This is a genomic window from Clostridium sp. AF35-15 (genome assembly GCF_003477745.1).
In the GTDB taxonomy this organism is placed as follows: Bacteria; Bacillota; Clostridia; order Lachnospirales; family Lachnospiraceae; genus Otoolea; species Otoolea fessa.
Map to the genome: position 1 here is coordinate 30,144 of NZ_QUDY01000013.1, position 17,463 is coordinate 47,606.

The 17,463-nt window shown below is 50.3% G+C and carries 14 protein-coding genes; 2 read left to right on the top strand and 12 right to left on the bottom strand.

Annotation, left to right across the window (positions count from 1 at the left end; translation table 11 throughout):
* Positions 1–5 precede the first annotated feature (5 nt).
* Positions 6–455 carry a PaaI family thioesterase gene (locus tag DWZ76_RS13080; RefSeq protein WP_182427970.1) on the bottom strand — a complete coding sequence of 150 codons (450 nt, stop codon included), beginning with the start codon at positions 453–455 and terminating at the stop codon, positions 6–8.
* Positions 456–774: 319 nt separating this feature from the next.
* Here DWZ76_RS13080 and DWZ76_RS13085 point away from each other — a divergent pair, with 319 nt between their 5' ends.
* Positions 775–2,037 (top strand): M23 family metallopeptidase, encoded by a 1,263-nt coding sequence (locus DWZ76_RS13085; protein ID WP_333549117.1) that lies wholly within the window; start codon positions 775–777, stop codon positions 2,035–2,037.
* A gap of 100 nt (positions 2,038–2,137) precedes the next feature.
* Here DWZ76_RS13085 and DWZ76_RS13090 read toward each other — a convergent pair whose 3' ends face one another.
* From DWZ76_RS13090 to scfA, 10 genes are all read right to left on the bottom strand, one after another.
* Entirely contained in the window at positions 2,138–3,301 is a 1,164-nt protein-coding gene (locus DWZ76_RS13090) for a phosphoglycerate dehydrogenase (protein ID WP_022359875.1), read from the bottom strand.
* Between the two features lie 140 nt (positions 3,302–3,441).
* Complete coding sequence (gene serC / locus DWZ76_RS13095; RefSeq protein WP_107001472.1) at positions 3,442–4,527, bottom strand: 3-phosphoserine/phosphohydroxythreonine transaminase; 1,086 nt, start codon at positions 4,525–4,527, stop codon at positions 3,442–3,444.
* 54 nt (positions 4,528–4,581) lie between these two features.
* Positions 4,582–6,264 carry a biosynthetic-type acetolactate synthase large subunit gene (gene ilvB / locus DWZ76_RS13100; RefSeq protein WP_118469416.1) on the bottom strand — a complete coding sequence of 561 codons (1,683 nt, stop codon included), beginning with the start codon at positions 6,262–6,264 and terminating at the stop codon, positions 4,582–4,584.
* 241 nt (positions 6,265–6,505) lie between these two features.
* Positions 6,506–8,182 carry a dihydroxy-acid dehydratase gene (ilvD, locus tag DWZ76_RS13105; RefSeq protein ID WP_107001470.1) on the bottom strand — a complete coding sequence of 559 codons (1,677 nt, stop codon included), beginning with the start codon at positions 8,180–8,182 and terminating at the stop codon, positions 6,506–6,508.
* A gap of 107 nt (positions 8,183–8,289) precedes the next feature.
* Positions 8,290–9,387 carry a 3-isopropylmalate dehydrogenase gene (leuB, locus tag DWZ76_RS13110; protein ID WP_118472939.1) on the bottom strand — a complete coding sequence of 366 codons (1,098 nt, stop codon included), beginning with the start codon at positions 9,385–9,387 and terminating at the stop codon, positions 8,290–8,292.
* A 341-nt stretch (positions 9,388–9,728) separates the two neighbouring features.
* Entirely contained in the window at positions 9,729–10,004 is a 276-nt protein-coding gene (yajC, locus tag DWZ76_RS13115; RefSeq protein ID WP_022359870.1) for a preprotein translocase subunit YajC, read from the bottom strand.
* 17 nt (positions 10,005–10,021) lie between these two features.
* Positions 10,022–11,158: a tRNA guanosine(34) transglycosylase Tgt gene (tgt, locus tag DWZ76_RS13120; protein ID WP_022359869.1), complete on the bottom strand. Its 1,137-nt coding sequence runs from the start codon at positions 11,156–11,158 to the stop codon at positions 10,022–10,024.
* Between the two features lie 17 nt (positions 11,159–11,175).
* A complete protein-coding gene (gene secD / locus DWZ76_RS13125) occupies positions 11,176–13,338 on the bottom strand; it encodes a protein translocase subunit SecD (protein ID WP_118472940.1) in 2,163 nt (720 codons plus the stop codon).
* Between the two features lie 19 nt (positions 13,339–13,357).
* Positions 13,358–14,761 carry a thioether cross-link-forming SCIFF peptide maturase gene (gene scfB, locus DWZ76_RS13130; RefSeq protein ID WP_118472961.1) on the bottom strand — a complete coding sequence of 468 codons (1,404 nt, stop codon included), beginning with the start codon at positions 14,759–14,761 and terminating at the stop codon, positions 13,358–13,360.
* A gap of 185 nt (positions 14,762–14,946) precedes the next feature.
* Positions 14,947–15,093, bottom strand: coding sequence for a six-cysteine ranthipeptide SCIFF (gene scfA / locus DWZ76_RS13135; RefSeq protein ID WP_022359867.1), 147 nt, complete (start codon positions 15,091–15,093; stop codon positions 14,947–14,949).
* A gap of 336 nt (positions 15,094–15,429) precedes the next feature.
* Here scfA and DWZ76_RS13140 point away from each other — a divergent pair, with 336 nt between their 5' ends.
* Positions 15,430–15,789 (top strand): TIGR04086 family membrane protein, encoded by a 360-nt coding sequence (locus DWZ76_RS13140; RefSeq protein ID WP_118472941.1) that lies wholly within the window; start codon positions 15,430–15,432, stop codon positions 15,787–15,789.
* On the opposite strand, the gene DWZ76_RS13145 is transcribed toward DWZ76_RS13140, so the two are convergent.
* Positions 15,724–17,052, bottom strand: coding sequence for a hemolysin family protein (locus tag DWZ76_RS13145; protein WP_118472942.1), 1,329 nt, complete (start codon positions 17,050–17,052; stop codon positions 15,724–15,726). The two genes, DWZ76_RS13140 and DWZ76_RS13145, sit on opposite strands and share 66 nt — an antisense overlap.
* Positions 17,053–17,463: the final 411 nt, after the last annotated feature.

The following is a 17,463-nucleotide window of genomic DNA, read 5'->3' on the forward strand; positions in this document are numbered from 1 at the left end:
CAGCTCTACCTCTTCCTCAAATGATAATATGTCATCGTCGCCGATGCCAGTAGCGTCTCCTTATCATCATAAATCTTGCATTCGCACACCGAAAATGCATAACCATTCTGTATTTCCTGCGCCCGGGCGATGATTTTGGATGTGTTTTTTCCAGCTTTCAGATAATGGATCGTGCCATCCACAGTCGGGACTGCGTAGTCGCGCCCGGTCATCGCTGCGGTGCCGCCCACGGTATCCGCCAGTGAATACAGGACGCCGCCGTGCACGATACCTAAGATATTCATATGCCACGGTTTCAATACAATCTCTCCAACTGCATAGCCCGGGCGTGCCTCGGTAATCTCCATCTCGATTTTCTTCCGGAAATCATTGGCTGCATCCGTCTCCTGTCCGCGCTTGTCCCAGACTTCTGAGAATGAGCCGGACGGCTTTTTCTTTTCTTCCTTCTTTTCCATTTCATGTACCTCCTTGTATATATGATTTACTCTCTTTTTTATCTCTCTGCAGGTCATCTATTATTTTCTTCTATTTTTTCTATCACTTTTCTCTCTGATATAATCTGTTTGTATAATCTGTTTGCCTGAATCAGCCCATCCTTTTTCCTCGCCTCAAACGCTTTTTCTCATATTTTTCCAAAGATGGACTCATACTTTCTCCCATCCTCTCATACAATCTTATCAGATTGCAAAAATGTTATTGTTCACGCATACGTGCCCAGTAACGGAATTTGCCGTGGCTTCGCATTTAAATACTATCGCACAGGAGGGATCTGTCTTGAAACGAAGTTCTGTTATCATTGCACTGGAAATCTGCGCCATTGCGGCGCTCTTTGTCAGCTGGTCCTTCCAGCGTCCGAACAGCCGTCAGGTCACGGTCGGGAATGCGTCGGAACATTTTATCCGCTGGGTGGATTTCGATGTAACCGCCGACGCCATGACACAGGCGTTCCGCTATGATGTTGATACCTGCCAGCAGGATCTCCATCTGAACTGGGTCGATCTGCTCGCCTACCTGGGGGCGCGCTACGGGGGCGATTTTTCACATTATCAGGCGTCCGATATGACGGAAGCTGCCGAACAGCTCCAAAATGGCGTTACAGTGGAAGAATTGACGAAAAATATGACCTCTTTTGCCTATTATCGTGAGGCTTACGGCGCGGTTCTGGATGGAATGGTCGGACTGTATGAAATTGAGATTCCAAAATCGGAAGCACCGGCTTTTGCACTGGCGGACGCGCAGATACAGGAAGGGGATCCGGCTGCCAATACTTCCTACGCACCACCACCAACAACAACAGCAGCAACAACTGGTACAGACACAATCGACTCAGCCAGTCAAGCTTCACCAGAAACTTCAGCCTCATCCAACACACAAACTTCTCTTGAAACCCCAGCCCCCACTCTCTCCGATCCCGACGCTGTCCCCCTGACTCCCTCCGGTGAGGAAAAAGTCTGGGTTACCAAATATGGTCTGAAAGCGTTTCTCCCACTGGCGAAAAACTTTCCCTACAGCCACTATGACGATTTCGGTGTCTCCCGCAGCTACGGTTACCGGAGACGGCATCTCGGGCATGATATGATGGGGCAGACGGGAACGCCTGTGATTGCTGTGGAATCCGGGCGCGTCGAGGCGCTCGGCTGGAACCAGTACGGCGGCTGGCGCATCGGCATCCGCAGCTTTGACGGGAAACGATACTACTATTATGCACATTTACGCAAAGACTACCCCTACCAGTCAAACCTGAAAGAGGGCAGTCTCGTCACCGCCGGGGACGTGATCGGTTATCTCGGGCACACCGGCTACAGCAGCACTGAAAACACCAACAACATCGCTGAACCGCACCTGCATTTCGGATTGCAGCTCATTTTTGACGAATCCCAGAAAGAAGGAAACAACGAAATCTGGATTGACTGCTATGAACTGATCCGTTTTCTGGCGATAAACCGCTCCGAAACTGTCAAAAAAGATGGCACTAAGGAGTGGACGCGTGTTTATGAAATGAAAGACTCCAGTCTTGAGCAATTTTCCACCCAATGACAAAAACAGCCGAAAAAGGTGCGCCAAAACCACACTTTCTCCGGCTGTTTTCAGCAGAACTACCTTATACGATATAATCCGCCATTTTTATGTTCACTTATTATTTGATCACGCGCACGCGCATCATACCCTGAATAGCTTTCAGCTTCTCAATCGTCGCCGCGTCTGCCTTGGTCTCCAGATCAACCAGCGTATAAGCGTATTTATCACGGCTCTTGTTCGTCATGTTTGCGATGTTCATGTCAGTCGATGCCAGGATCGAGGAAATCTGTCCGATCATGTTCGGCACGTTCTTATGAAGAAGTGCAAGACGACCTACGGTTGTGCACACGCCCATATCGCAATTCGGAAAGTTGACGGAATTCTTGATATTACCATTGTCCAGGTAATCCATCAGCTCTTTGACTGCCATCACGGCACAGTTATCCTCGGATTCTTCTGTGGATGCGCCCAGATGTGGGGTTGCGATGACGTTCGGCATCTGCATTACTTTTGCATTCGGGAAATCGGTGATATAGCGTTTTACACGACCGGAAGCCAGCGCCTCTGCCATATCGTCGTCATTTACCAGAAGGTCACGCGCAAAGTTTAAGATAACCACACCGTCCTTCATCTGTCCCAGGCTGTCTTTGTTGATCATCTGGCGGGTGCTGTCAAGCAGCGGTACATGAACGGTGATGTAATCGCATTCCTGATAGATCGTATCAACCGATGTGATGTGCTTTACGTCTCTGGAAAGCATCCACGCTGCTTTGACAGAAATAAACGGGTCATAGCCGTATACTTCCATGCCGAGCGCTGCAGCTGCGTTTGCAACCTCTGCGCCGATGGCGCCCAGTCCGATAACACCAAGCTTTTTGCCGCGGATCTCATGACCGGCAAATTTCTTTTTCGCCTTCTCCATATCTTTGGAGATATTTTCATTGTCCTTCTGCTCCTTGCACCAGTCGATGCCGCCGACTACGTCTCTGGCTCCCAGCAGCATGCCAGCCAGCACCAGCTCTTTGACACCGTTTGCATTGGCGCCCGGTGTATTGAATACGACAACACCAGCCTCCGCACACTTGTCAAGCGGAATGTTGTTGACGCCCGCTCCGGCACGTGCAACAGCACGCAGTCCCTTCGGAAGTTCCAGATCATGCATGGCAGCACTGCGGACCAGAATGCCCTCTGCCTCCGCCAGGTTGTCAGTCATCTCATAATTTTCGGTCAGTAAACCGGTTCCCAGCTTGGAAATCGGGTTCAGGCAATGGATTTTTCTCATTTTTTAACTCTCTTTTCTTTCAAAATTTCAAATCTTCCCATACGCGGGCTGTTTTTGTTTTAAAAAGTCCACTGCTGCAGCAGAAAGGAACGGATTCCCCCTCCCTTTCGCCGCAGCAATGGCATAAATTTTAAAATTGATTAATTTGTATGTTTTTTCTCAAATTCGCGCATGAAAGCAACTAATTTCTCAACGCCCTCGATCGGCATTGCATTGTAGATGCTGGCACGCATACCGCCGACGGTACGGTGACCTTTTAAGTTCACAAAACCTGCCTCTTTGGCTTCCTTGACAAACAGGGCATCCAGATCTGCATCGCCGGTGACGAACGGTACGTTCATCAGGGAACGGTCTTTTTTCTCAACGGTTCCCTTGAAGAGCTTGCTCTCATCGAGGAAATCGTAAAGGATCTTCGCCTTCTTCTCGTTGCGCTCCTTCATGGCACTTAAACCGCCCATTTTCTTGAGCCATTTAAATACCTTGCCGCACATATAGATGGTGTATGTAGGCGGTGTGTTGTACAGAGAGTCATTGTCTGCGTATGTTTTGTAGCGCAGCATGGTTGGTGTTCCCGGAAGAACATCCTCGGTGATCAGATCCTCGCGGATGATGACGATCGCCATACCAGCCGGACCTACGTTCTTCTGGACACCACCCCAGAGAATACCAAACTTACTCACATCCAGCGGCTCTGACAGGAAACAGGAGGAGATGTCTGCTACCAGTGTCTTGCCCTTGGTGTTCGGAAGCTCATGGTATACGGTTCCGTAAATAGTGTTATTTAAGCAGATATACACGTAATCTGCATCCTCATCCACTGGAAGGTCCGAACAATCCGGGATGTAGGAAAAGGTCTTGTCAGCGCTGGATGCAATCGCGTTGGCAGTACCAAACATCTTTGCCTCCTGATATGCTTTCTTTGCCCACTGTCCGGTGATGATGTAATCCCCCACCTTATTTTTGAACAGGTTCATCGGAACCATGGCGAACTGCATATTGCCGCCGCCCTGTACGAATAATACTTTGTAATTGTCCGGAATCTGCATCAGTTCGCGCAGATCCTTCTCTGCATCATCAATGATGGCCTGGAAATCCTTGGAGCGGTGGCTCATCTCCATGACGGACATACCGCTGCCCTGGTAATCCAGCATCTCTGCCGCTGCCTCTCTCAGTACCTCCTCCGGAAGCACTGCCGGACCTGCCGAAAAGTTATAGACTCTGCTCATAATAAATCTCCTCCTGTCTTACACAAAAATGTGATAATAGCCCCCATTTTACAACTATTCGATGCGTAAGTCAATCTCATCAAACGCTTCCTCGATGGGTTTTCCAGCCGGAACCATCGGGAATACCTTGTCATCGCTGCCGATCTGACACTCGATCATAACCGGGATATTTAAGCTGATCGCCTCGCGCAGCACCGGCTCCACATCCTCTTTCTTCGTGATACGGTATGCTTTCGCGCCCATGCCCTCTGCCACCTTGACGAAATCCATCTGATCGTAAAGCTCCGTCTGGGAATAGCGTTTTCCATAGAACAGGGTCTGCCACTGGCGCACCATACCCAGAACATGGTTGTTAAATACAACCTCGATAACCGGAATGTTGTAGCGGGTTGCCGTCGCAATCTCGTTCATGTTCATACGGAAACAGCCGTCTCCGGCAATATTGATAACCGTCTTATCCTTGCAGCCCATCTTCGCACCAATCGCTGCGCCCAGACCGTAGCCCATCGTGCCCAGACCGCCGGAGGTCAGAAGCTGTCTCGGACGTTTGTATTTATAATACTGTGCCGCCCACATCTGATGCTGTCCGACATCGGTACAGATGATCGCATCGCCGCCGGTTACCTTGTAGATCTCTTCCATGATATACGGACCGGTCAGAACTTCCTTGTTGTAGCGGAGCGGGTACATATCTTTCAGACGCTCAATGTGGCTCAGCCACTCGTCATGGTTCATCGGATCCAGACGCGCGTTTAGCTTACGCAGAATAATCTTGACATCACCAATAATGCTCGCATCGGTCTGGATGTTTTTGTTGATCTCCGCCGGATCGATATCTATGTGTAAAATCTTTGCATTGGTTGCAAAATGGTTCGGATCGCCCACAACACGGTCACTGAAACGCGCGCCTACAACGATCAGCAGATCGCACTCTGCCACACCGAGGTTGGATGTCTTGGTTCCGTGCATACCGATCATACCGGTATAAAGGACATCGGTTCCGTCAAATGCACCTTTACCCATCAGGCTGTCACCCACCGGCGCCTGAATTTTATGTGCAAATGCACTTAATTCATTGGCAGCATCCGATGCCACTGCACCGCCGCCGACAAAAATAAACGGTTTTCTCGCCGCCTTGATCATCTCGATCGCCTTTTCCATGTCTTCCTCACGGATCAGCTCTGTCTCGCGCTCGATCGGCTGCGGTTCCTTCGGCTCGTACTCGCAGGCCGCTGCCGTCACATCCTTGGTGATATCCACCAGAACCGGACCCGGACGGCCACTCTTAGCAATCACGAACGCACGACGGATCACATCTGCCAGCTTCGTGACATCCTTTACGATAAAATTATATTTCGTGATCGGCATGGTAACACCCAGAATGTCGATCTCCTGGAAGCTGTCTTTTCCAAGAAGCCCTGTCGTTACATTACAGGTGATGGCTACCATCGGAATGGAATCCAGGTTAGCCGTTGCAATACCCGTAACCAGGTTTGTAGCTCCCGGACCAGATGTCGCCATACACACACCGACCTTACCGGTTGCTCTCGCGTAGCCGTCTGCCGCGTGGGACGCTCCCTGTTCATGAGAGGTCAAAATATGGGTGATTTTATCCTTGTGTTTATAAAGTGCATCATAAATGTTGAGGATCGCGCCGCCCGGATAACCGAACACCGTGTCTACCCCCTGCTCTTTCAAGCATTCAATGACAATCTCTGCTCCTGTCAATGTCTTCATCTGTCTAACCTGCTTTCCTTCCTTAAAAACCATTTTAAATGCATATACTCCCGGGCTTTCATCAACCGCAAAAGCGGGGCTGAAAAACTCCGAGAGTACATATCCCCGCAAAGCTTCCGAAAGCGTCTGTCGCGCTGTCAAGCTCTCTGTAGGGGCAGCCTGATAAATCGTCCCATCCACTGCCTTTTTGCATCAAGCAGTACTTTCCGTCTCAAAAGCACCTGTCTGAAGCCCGCAATGATTACTTCTGTGTCTTCGGAACCTCCAGGATTGCGCCCCGGTTTCCGCTCGTTACAAGCGCTGCGTAACGTGCCAGGTATCCGGTCGTAACCTTCGGTTCTCTCGGCTGCCATTTCTTTCTTCTCTCTGCCAGCTCCTCGTCAGATACGAGTACGTTCAGGGAGTTATTATTGATATCAATGGAAATAATATCGCCTTCCTCAACCAGCGCGATCGGTCCGCCGACTGCCGCCTCCGGAGAAACGTGTCCGATGGATGCACCTCTGGATGCGCCGGAGAAACGTCCGTCTGTGATCAGAGCTACGCTGGAACCAAGTCCCATACCTGCGATGGCAGAAGTCGGGTTCAGCATCTCACGCATGCCCGGACCGCCCTTCGGTCCCTCGTAACGGATGACAACAACATCGCCAGCCACAATCTTGCCGCCCTTGATCGCTGCAATCGCGTCTTCCTCACAGTCAAACACACGCGCCGGTCCCTGATGTACCAGCATCTCCGGTGCAACGGCAGAACGTTTTACAACGCCTGTATCCGGTGCCAGGTTTCCTTTCAGGATCGCGATACCGCCAGTCTGGCTGTACGGATTGTCGATCGGTCGGATAACCTCCGGATTCTTGTTGACACAGCCCTTGATATTCTCGCCAACGGTCTTGCCGGTTACGGTCATGCAGTCCAGATTCAGAAGGTTCTTCTTGGACAGCTCATTCATAACCGCATACACGCCGCCTGCCTCGTTCAGATCCTCCATGTAGGTCGGACCTGCCGGCGCCAGATGGCACAGGTTCGGAGTGCGCTTGCTCATCTCATTGACCAGCTCCATGTTCAGGTCTACGCCTGCCTCATGTGCAATCGCCGGAAGATGCAGCATACTGTTGGTAGAACATCCGAGTGCCATATCCACGGTCAGTGCATTTAAAAATGCCTTTTCTGTCATAATATCTCTCGGACGGATGTTTTTCTCATACATCTCCATAACCTTCATACCAGCGTGTTTTGCCAGTTTGATTCGCTCGGAGTAAACTGCCGGGATCGTACCGTTGCCCTGAAGGCCCATGCCGAGTACCTCTGTTAAGCAGTTCATGCTGTTGGCGGTGTACATACCGGAACAGGAACCGCAGGTCGGGCAGACCTTACATTCGAATTCTTTCACATCTTCTTCCGTCATGGTGCCTGCTGCGTAGGAACCAACTGCCTCGAACATGCTGGAAAGACTTCTCTTCTGTCCCTTTACATGACCGGCTAACATCGGACCGCCGCTGACAAATACAGTCGGTACATTGACGCGGGCTGCTGCCATCAGAAGTCCCGGTACGTTTTTATCACAGTTTGGAACCATAACCAGCGCATCGAACTGATGTGCCAGCGCCATACATTCGGTGGAATCTGCGATCAGATCACGGGTAACCAGAGAATATTTCATGCCGACATGTCCCATAGCGATACCATCACAGACTGCGATCGCCGGAAATACAACCGGTGTGCCGCCAGCCATCGCTACACCCAGCTTCACGGCATTTACAATCTTGTCCAGGTTCATGTGTCCCGGAACAATCTCATTATAAGAACTTACGATACCGACGAGAGGTTTGTTCATCTCCTCTTCCGTCATACCGAGTGCATTAAACAAAGAACGGTGAGGTGCCTGCTGCATCCCTTTTCTTACTGCATCACTTTTCATCTTTTCGTCTCCTTCTATCTCTTTCGACGACCTCCGCCCCTGGTGACAGGGGCGGTTTTTACGTTTATCTTTGATTTTATCGCATTTATGGAATTTTTGCAATCTTTCTATTTAATTCTCTCACAGATTCTCTCACAGATCAGCCTGCCCATCTCAACGGTTCCAACCTGCTTGCAGCCATCCGCCATGATATCCACGGTACGGTAGCCCTCGGTCAGTACCTGCTGTACGGCGTCCTCGACGGATTTTGCTTCCTTGTCCAGATCAAAGGAATAGCGGAGCATCATCGCTGCGGAAAGAATAGTTGCAATCGGGTTTGCGATGTCCTTGCCCGCGATGTCCGGTGCGGAACCGTGGCTCGGCTCGTAGAGACCAAATTTGCCCTCGTTTAAGCTGGCCGAAGACAGCATACCGATGGAGCCGGTAATCATGCTTGCCTCGTCAGAAAGGATATCGCCAAACATGTTCTCAGTCAGGATCACGTCGAACTGTCCCGGATTCATGACAAGCTGCATCGCGCAGTTATCAACCAGCATATGGGTCAGGGTAACTTCCGGATAATCTTTAGCAACTTCCTCGACTACCTTTCTCCACAGGCGGGAGGAATCCAGTACGTTTGCCTTATCGACGCTAATAACGCTCTTGCGGCGCTTCATCGCGATATCGAATGCCTTGATTGCGATCCGGCGGATCTCATTTTCATTGTAGGTCAGGGTATCTACCGCGGTCGTCACGCCATCAATCTCCTTCGTGTAACGGTCGCCGAAGTACAGACCGCCGGTCAGCTCACGCATGATAACCATATCGAAGCCGTCGCCGATGATCTCTTTCTTTAACGGGCAGGCATCTGCCAGCTCTTTGTAGAGGTATGCCGGGCGGATATTCGCGAACAGTCCCAGACCTTTACGGATGGCAAGAAGACCGGCCTCCGGACGCAGGTTCGGAGCTACATCGTACCAGCGGGAATTTCCCACGTTGCCGCCGACTGCACCGAGCAGGACGGAATCACTCTTTTTCGCGGTCTCCAGTGCCTCATCGGTCAGCGGTACGCCGTACTCGTCGATGGAGCAGCCGCCCATCAGGATTTTTGTATAATTAAATGTATGACCGTAGACGGCGCCTACCTTGTCCAGTACGCCGCATGCCTCTCTCACAATCTCCGGTCCGATTCCGTCGCCCGGAATCACAGTAATATTGCAATTCATAATAAAATACCTCCCTTGTTTCAAACGGTTACTTTTTATCATATCGGATTCCGTCCTATTTTGCAATCTTCTGACAAAGGAAAACGGGTATTCCCCATATAGCAATTTGGAATTTATTCTATAACCTGGGGTTATCTGCAAAATAAAAAAGAATGTGCCTTGGCACATTCTCGCGCCGAGCGCGGTCGCTTGCGACATGTTTCTGCTTCGCGCGAGTGTGCATCATTGGCACGTTAGTGCCTTTTTGTGTAATAGGGAATTCCAAGGAATTTCCTGTTACACAAAAAAGGACCGCCGCCCCCATCGGGAGCTGCGATCCTCTCACTTTCTTACCGTTCTTCTTAGACTTCCGGTTTCTCAACCTGAACGATTGCATCCTTACGCATCGGGATGCGGCAGTTCTTGTTGCTTCCAAACTCTACGATTACAGTATCATCGGTCATATCGATAATCACGCCGTAGAAGCCGCTGGATGTCAGAACGCTGTCGCCTACTGCTACGGTTGCCATCAGTTCTGCCTGTTTTTTCTTTTCCTTGGACTGTGGACGGATTGCCATAAAATAGAAGATGGCAATAATAAATACAAGGTAAACGATCATTCCGCTTGTGCTGCTCATGTGGTATATTTCCTCCTTTAGTTCGATTCACCCATCATGCCTGCAAGTTTCTTTGCTTTATACTCAGCATAACAGTGATGTTCGATCGCGTCGCGAATCTCTTCCATCATTTTATTATAAAAATACAAATTATGCAAGACGCATAATCTCATCCCCAGCATTTCCTTCGCCTTAAACAGGTGGCGGATATATGCGCGGGAGTAAGAACGGCATGCCGGGCAGCCGCAGCCTTCCTCGATTGGGCGCGGATCCAGCTCATATTTGCTGTTCAGGAGATTTAATTTGCCATGGTTCGTGTATACATGGCTGTGGCGTCCATTCCGGGACGGGTACACACAGTCAAAGAAATCGACGCCCCGGTCTACCGCTTCCAGGATGTTTGCCGGTGTGCCGACGCCCATAAGATAAGTCGGCTTGTCCTCCGGCAGGTGCGGAACGACTGCATCCAGAATCCGATACATTTCCTCATGGCTCTCGCCAACTGCCAGACCTCCGACCGCATAGCCATCGAGGTTCATTTTGCTGATTTCCTTCGCGTGTTCGATACGGATATCCTCGTAAATCGCACCCTGATTGATACCAAACAGGAGCTGTTCCCGGTTGACCGTATCCGGCAGTGCATTGAGGCGTGCCATCTCATCCTTGCAGCGCGCCAGCCAGCGCGTCGTGCGCTCCACTGATTTCTGTACATAGTCCCGATCGGCAAGACTCGGCGGGCACTCATCAAATGCCATCGCGATCGTCGAACCTAAGTTGGACTGAATCTGCATACTTTCCTCCGGTCCCATGAAAATCTTGTGACCATCGATGTGGGAGTTAAAATAAACGCCCTCTTCTTTAATCTTCCGCAGTCCCGCCAGGGAAAACACCTGAAATCCGCCGGAATCCGTGAGGATCGGGCGATCCCAGTTCATAAATTTGTGCAGACCGCCAAACTGTCGGATCAGCTTGTCGCCGGTACGGACATGGAGGTGGTAGGTATTGGAAAGTTCCACCTGCGTGCCGATCGTGCGGAGATCATCGGTCGAAACCGCGCCCTTGATCGCCGCCACCGTGCCGACATTCATGAAAACAGGCGTCTGGATGGTTCCGTGGACCGTTTTCATTTCCGCGCGTTTTGCGCGGCCATCTTTGTATAAAATCTTGTATTCCATCTTTTTTCCTATACTTTTTACTTCTCTGCCTTTGCCTTCTTGCCAGCCGGTTTGGCATTCTTCTCCATGCGCTTTTTATTCAGCACATACCAGACAGAGCCGGACAGGCATACGGACGAATACGTACCGCAGATCAGACCTACCATCAGCGGAAGAGCAAACTCACGGATGGAAGATACACCCAGGATGTAAAGAATCAGGACCATGACGAAGGTCGTCAGCGTCGTGTTGATGCTTCGCGTCAGGGTCTGGCTGATACTGGTGTTGACGATCGTCTCAGCGGACTCTTTATTGCCCAGAAGCTTCATATTCTCACGGATACGGTCGAAGATAACGATCGTCGCGTTGATTGAGTAACCGACAATCGTCAGCATGCAGGCGATGAACGTCGAACCAACCGACCAGCGCAGCATCGCATAGCAGGTCAAGACAACCAGTACATCGTGCATCAGGGCAAGAACCGCGCCTGCCGCGAACGTGATGTTGCTGAAACGGAACCAGATGTAGATCAACATGCAGATCGTCGCAATCGTAACCGCCACAATCGCATCGCGCTTCATCTCCTGGCTGACTGCACCGGAGATACTATCGGCTGTGATCTTCTCTTTATCCACACCAAACTGATCCGCCAGCGCCTGGTTTAACTCTTCGCGCTCGTCCATGTTCAGGGTACGTGTCTTGATGATAACCTCGTTGCTTCCGGCTACCTTCTGGGTCTGTGTGCCAGCTTCGCCGGTAATCTTTTCTACCACCGGAACCACCTGGGAGGAAATATCTTCCAGAGACATATCCTCGTTAAAGGTAACGTTTGTAGAAGTACCGCCTCTGAACTCCATGCTGTAGTTGAGCGGCACACCCATCGAAGACTGATTGTGAACCATGCTACCGACGCCTGCCAGAATGATCACGAGCGACAGAGCAAAGTAAAGCTTGCGGAATTTCAGGAACGGACGCGTCTTCATATCCTTGCGGCATCCGTAGAATTTCGCATCCTCAAAGCCCATCTCATAGAAGCAGTTCAGGGCAAATTTGGTTACAAACAGCGCCGTGAACATAGAAAGCACGATACCGATTGCCAGCGTCGCCGCAAAGCCCTTGACGGTACCGGAACCTCTCCAGAACAGAACCGCTGCCGCAATCAGGGTGGTTACGTTTCCGTCGATGATCGCGGAAAGTGCCTTGGCGAAACCTGCCTTGATCGCATTCTTGACGGATGTTCCCAGACCGATCTCCTCTTTGATACGGGTGAAAATGATAACGTTCGCATCCACCGCCATACCAATCGACAGGATGATACCAGCCACGCCCGGAAGCGTCAGAGTCACCTCAAATGCAACTAACAGGATCAGGATCAGACCGACATACAGGCACAGAGCCAGAGATGCAGCCAGACCCGGAAGCAGATATACGGCAATCATAAATACAATGACAATGGCAAATCCGATCAGACCTGCCTTTAAGCTGGTGGAGATCGCCTCCTGGCCCAGCTTCGCGCCAACTACGTTGGAACGCAGCTCTTCCAGCTCCAGGGACAGGGAACCGATACGGATCGTGGACGCAAGATTATTTGCCTCTTCATAATCCGCCATGCCGTCGATCTGGCACTGTCCACCTGTGATCGCCTCACGGACGGTCGGAGCAGAAATAATCTGGTTATCATAAATGATATAAATTGGTTTTCCGACGCCATTCGTGGTCGCCTCAGCAAATGCCTGTTTACCTTCCTCGGTAAAGGTCAGGGAAACGATATACGCCTTGGAACCGGTCGCCTTATCCTCGGTCATGCCGGCTTTCGCGCTGGCAACCTGTTTACCATCGAGGATCTGATTTCCTTCAGAGTCCATGAAAATCAGGGAACCCGGTTTTCCTAACTCTTCCAGAATCGAGTTGGCATCCGATACACCCGGAATATCTACGTTGATACGGTTATTACCCTCCTGGTAAACCTCCGCCTCGGTACTGTAATTCTGTACACGCTGCTGGAGCTTGTAAATCGTATCCGCCATATCCTCGGAAGACGGATTTTCTTCTTTCGCCTGATAGGTAATGCTGACACCGCCAGCCAGGTCAAGACCCAGCTTGATCTGATTCATCGTCGAATAGCCGAAATAGCCGAATACGCCGATGGCAATCAGAAGGAGCAGCATCCCCAGGAAGCTTTTTCCTTTTTTGTTCTTCATTCCTCTCTCTCCTTGTTCTCTACTCGTCAGAGCCGTCTGCAAGAGCAGCTTTTATCATGATCGCGCACTCGATACGTTTTTTCTGCATCTCACACCCGATATCATACGCATCCGTGATGGAACCGTGGAAATTGTAGGAATTGGCCGCACAGCCGCCGCTGCAGTAAAATCTGGCAAAACAATCCCGACATTTGTCTTTCGCATAGACATTGCAGAGCTTGAACTCGTCGCGGACTGCCGTGTTGGTCACGCCCGTATCCACGTTGCCGAGCAGGAAATCTTCGTTTCCTACAAACTGATGGCACGGATAGAGGTCGCCCCACGGGGTAACTGCCAGATACTCAGTTCCTGAACCGCATCCGGACAGACGTTTTGCCACGCACGGTCCCTGTGTCAGATCAAGCATAAAGTGGAAGAACGTGAAGCCGCGTCCCTCTTTGTGTCTCTTGACATACTCTGCTGCCAGACGGTCATATTCCTCGAGAATCTGCGGAAGATCCGCCTCTTTGATCGCGTAGGGCTCTTCATCCGGTGCTACGACCGGCTCAACCGACATTTTCTTGAATCCAAGATCGGCAAAATGCAGAACATCTTTGCCAAAATCCAGGTTGTTGTGTGTGAAGGTACCACGCACGAAATAATCGCGGTCTCCGCGCTTCTCTGCAAATTTCTGGAACTTCGGCACGATCAGGTCGTAGCTTCCGGTCCCGTTGCGGAATGGGCGCATCTTGTCGTTGACCTCTTTTCGTCCATCCAGACTGAGCACGACATTCGCCATCTCGCGGTTGCAGAATTCCATAATTTCATCATTTAACAGAACACCGTTGGTGGTCAGTGTGAAACGGAATTTCTTGTTGTGCGCCTCTTCCTGGGAACGTCCGTACTCGACTAACTGTTTAACCACCTGCCAGTTCATCAGCGGCTCGCCGCCGAAGAAATCGACTTCCAGGTTCCGGCGTTTTCCAGAATTGGCAATCAGGAAATCCAGCGCTTTCTTGCCGACCTCAAAGGTCATCAGCGCTCTGCGTCCATGATACTCGCCCTCTTCTGCAAAGCAGTACTGACAGGCAAGGTTGCAGTCATGCGCGATATGCAGGCAGAGTGCCTTGACAACCGTCTGGCGCTTCTTGAAATCCATAACGAAGTTTTTGTAAATGTCAGCAGTAAAGAGTTCTTCCTGATCGATGAGCTCCTGAATGTCCTCAAACGCCTCTCTGATCTCTTCCTGGCTGTATTTCTCTTTTAATGCTGCCGCCGTCTCGTCTTTCAGGGACTGGGCAATCTGAAACGGCTTCTCGCTGTCCGGAATCCGCTCCGATAAAAAGGAAATCACATCGTACAGAAGCGGATCGACCGAATGGACGGAGCCACTGTTGACATCCAGTACGATATAATATCCATTATTTATATACTGATGAATCACTGTCTTTCTCCTTCTATAAGACATAGGCAGGCAGACAACCCGGAACATATGCAGTCCTCTCCTCGGACCGCGCTCCGTCTTGTCTGCCTCCCTGTGTCAACTCTGCGTTTTCTCAGACTCCAGCTCTCCCACTCATGAAAAGCTCTGATTTATCAGAAAACGCCTCATTTGTTTTGTACTGCCAATTAGCGGTTCTGGTTCTCGCAGCTCTGGTTACCTACAGTACAGGATGTCTTACATGCAGACTGGCAGGATGTCTGGCACTCGCCGCAGCCGCCTTTCTTCATGCTGTTCTTCAGTGTGCTTGCGCTCAGTGTCTTTACGTGTTTCATCTCTATGTCCTCCTTCATTTTTTTAGTATATAAAGTCCTACAGATTATATCATATGTTGCCCGCTTGTGCAAGCATTTCAATTTACCGTGTTTCTCACAGATTCCGGCTTTTTTGGAACTGTTCACGAGTAGGCACTTTTGGAACCGAAAGTGCCGTAAGAAAACGTGGTGGCAGCAGGAATTTGCCGTATTGAGATGCGAAGCCACGGCAAATTCCGTTACTGGGCACGTATGCGTGAACAGTAACGCTTGTTTGTAACAGTGTTTCATTCTGCAGGCATATTTGTCCTTCTTTGTTCATATGAATAGAAAAAGAATGCACACAGGTATTTTATCATGGAAAAATCAGCTATCCAGATTCTGCTCCGTTCTTCTCTCTTCTCCTACGCGGCAACTGCTGTCTTTCTGCTTCTGCTCGCGTTTGGGATGTACCGTTTTCAGTGGGGTGAAAAGGAAATCACGCTAGGAGTGCGCGGCATCTACATTCTCGCCTGCTTCCTGGCGGGGCTTAGCGCCGGGAAAAAAGCAAAAAGGCGCCGGTTCCTCTGGGGATTCTGCGCCGGCGCCCTTTATTTTCTTATTTTTCTAGCCCTGTCTTTTGCGATCCGACAGTCCCTCAAGGGGACTGCCTCATCCCTGCTGCTTTCCTTCGCCCTCTGCGCCGGAAGCGGCACCATCGGCGGTATGTTTAGCTAACGCCGCCTCCGACGGGCTTAACAGGTACAGATGAATCTTATCGATCCGGTTCTTATCCACACATTCAACGACGAGGCGGACGTTTTCCACTACAACCTCTTCTTTTTCCTGTGGAAGATGGTTCAAAAGTCCGATCACCAGTCCGCCGATGGAATCATATTCGTCTGACTGGAGCTCCAAATTCAGGCGTTCATCCAGATCGTCGAGTTTGACCGAACCATCTACCATGTATTCCCGCGGGGCGATGCGCTGAATGGATTTTTCCTCGTCTCCATCGTACTCGTCCCGGATATCTCCGACAATCTCCTCCAGCATATCTTCCAGCGTGATAAGACCGACCGTCGAACCGTACTCGTCGAGCACGATCACGATGCTGATCGCTGCTTTCCGCATCTCGCGCATCAGCTCAGCAACCTTCTTAAACTCATATGTATAGAGAGGTTTCCGCAGATATTTCCGGACAGAAAAGCCCTCTTCCCCGCCTTTTAAGAAAATATCCTTGATGTTCAGAACACCGATGACATTGTCCGTCGTCTCCTCATAGACCGGGTAACGCGTGTATTTCTCACTGCGGAATACCTCCATCAGCTCGTCATACGTCGCATCCACGTCCACAAACGTCATGTTGACCTTAGGAAGCATGACATCGCGCGCCACGGCGTCCCCGAAATCAAACACATTGTTGATCATCTTCTTCTCTTCGGACTCGATGACGCCCTCTTCGTGGCTGACCTCCACGATCGTCCGCAGCTCATCCTCCGTGATGGACTCGCCCTTTGCCTTCACATCCACGCGAAGCAGCTTCAACACTAAAAACGAGAGCTGGTTGACCACAAAAATGACCGGTGTCAGCACCGTCATGATATAATAAATGATTTTGGCGAACCGAAATGCAATCCGCTCAGCCTGTATCGTTGCAACCGTCTTCGGCGTGATCTCGCCGAAAATCAGGATCAAAAGCGTCAGAATGCCCGTCGCAATCCCTACGATCTTGTTGCCCCAGATGTGGGTGGCAAGAACCGTCGCAAGAGAAGACGCATACAGGTTTACCACATTGTTGCCGATCAGAATCGCACTCAGCATTTTGCTCGGATCCTCTATGATCTTTAATACATACTCTGCCTGCTTATCGCCATTCTCCGCCAGCGTCCGCACCCGGATCTTGTTGACCGTCGTCAGCGCCGTCTCCGTAGAAGAAAAGAAAGCCGACATCAAAAGCAGCAGTACCAAAATCAATAGCTGTATCCCATCACCAGAACTCAAAAAACTCAACTCCTATCTCCCCATGTAGGGGATTACTCTTTTTTAAGGTTGATTCTACCGTATTTCATAGGTTCTGTCAATAAAGACAGACCTGCATTTCCATACTTCTGCCATCTCCGGGAGTTTGACAGTTGAATAATAGAAAAATACCTTGCAGGCCGCATAGAACCTGCTTTTTTTGTGTCAAAAAAATTCGGAGTCTTTTTATATTGCAAAAAGCTATATTAATAACGAGGGAAAAAGTACATCTGTTAATGTGCATAAACTGGGAACACTTAAAGAACTCCTTATTAAACATGGACCTCATACTCTCTGCTCCACCATGCCTGATATCCCGTATTTCCGGTCACTATTTCCTTATCATTAAAGCATATTTCAGTCTCAGCCAGAATCTCAACAAAGCTTGGGCGT

What these genes read in the sequence shown, in the direction of transcription:
- DWZ76_RS13080 (WP_182427970.1), bottom strand. Translation starts at nt 455, where the DNA reads ATGGAAAAGAAGGAAGAAAAGAAAAAGCCGTCCGGCTCATTCTCAGAA.
- DWZ76_RS13090 (WP_022359875.1), bottom strand. Translation starts at nt 3,301, where the DNA reads ATGAGAAAAATCCATTGCCTGAACCCGATTTCCAAGCTGGGAACCGGT.
- serC (WP_107001472.1), bottom strand. Translation starts at nt 4,527, where the DNA reads ATGAGCAGAGTCTATAACTTTTCGGCAGGTCCGGCAGTGCTTCCGGAG.
- ilvB (WP_118469416.1), bottom strand. Translation starts at nt 6,264, where the DNA reads ATGAAGACATTGACAGGAGCAGAGATTGTCATTGAATGCTTGAAAGAG.
- ilvD (WP_107001470.1), bottom strand. Translation starts at nt 8,182, where the DNA reads ATGAAAAGTGATGCAGTAAGAAAAGGGATGCAGCAGGCACCTCACCGT.
- leuB (WP_118472939.1), bottom strand. Translation starts at nt 9,387, where the DNA reads ATGAATTGCAATATTACTGTGATTCCGGGCGACGGAATCGGACCGGAG.
- yajC (WP_022359870.1), bottom strand. Translation starts at nt 10,004, where the DNA reads ATGAGCAGCACAAGCGGAATGATCGTTTACCTTGTATTTATTATTGCC.
- tgt (WP_022359869.1), bottom strand. Translation starts at nt 11,158, where the DNA reads ATGGAATACAAGATTTTATACAAAGATGGCCGCGCAAAACGCGCGGAA.
- secD (WP_118472940.1), bottom strand. Translation starts at nt 13,338, where the DNA reads ATGAAGAACAAAAAAGGAAAAAGCTTCCTGGGGATGCTGCTCCTTCTG.
- scfA (WP_022359867.1), bottom strand. Translation starts at nt 15,093, where the DNA reads ATGAAACACGTAAAGACACTGAGCGCAAGCACACTGAAGAACAGCATG.
- DWZ76_RS13140 (WP_118472941.1), top strand. Translation starts at nt 15,430, where the DNA reads ATGGAAAAATCAGCTATCCAGATTCTGCTCCGTTCTTCTCTCTTCTCC.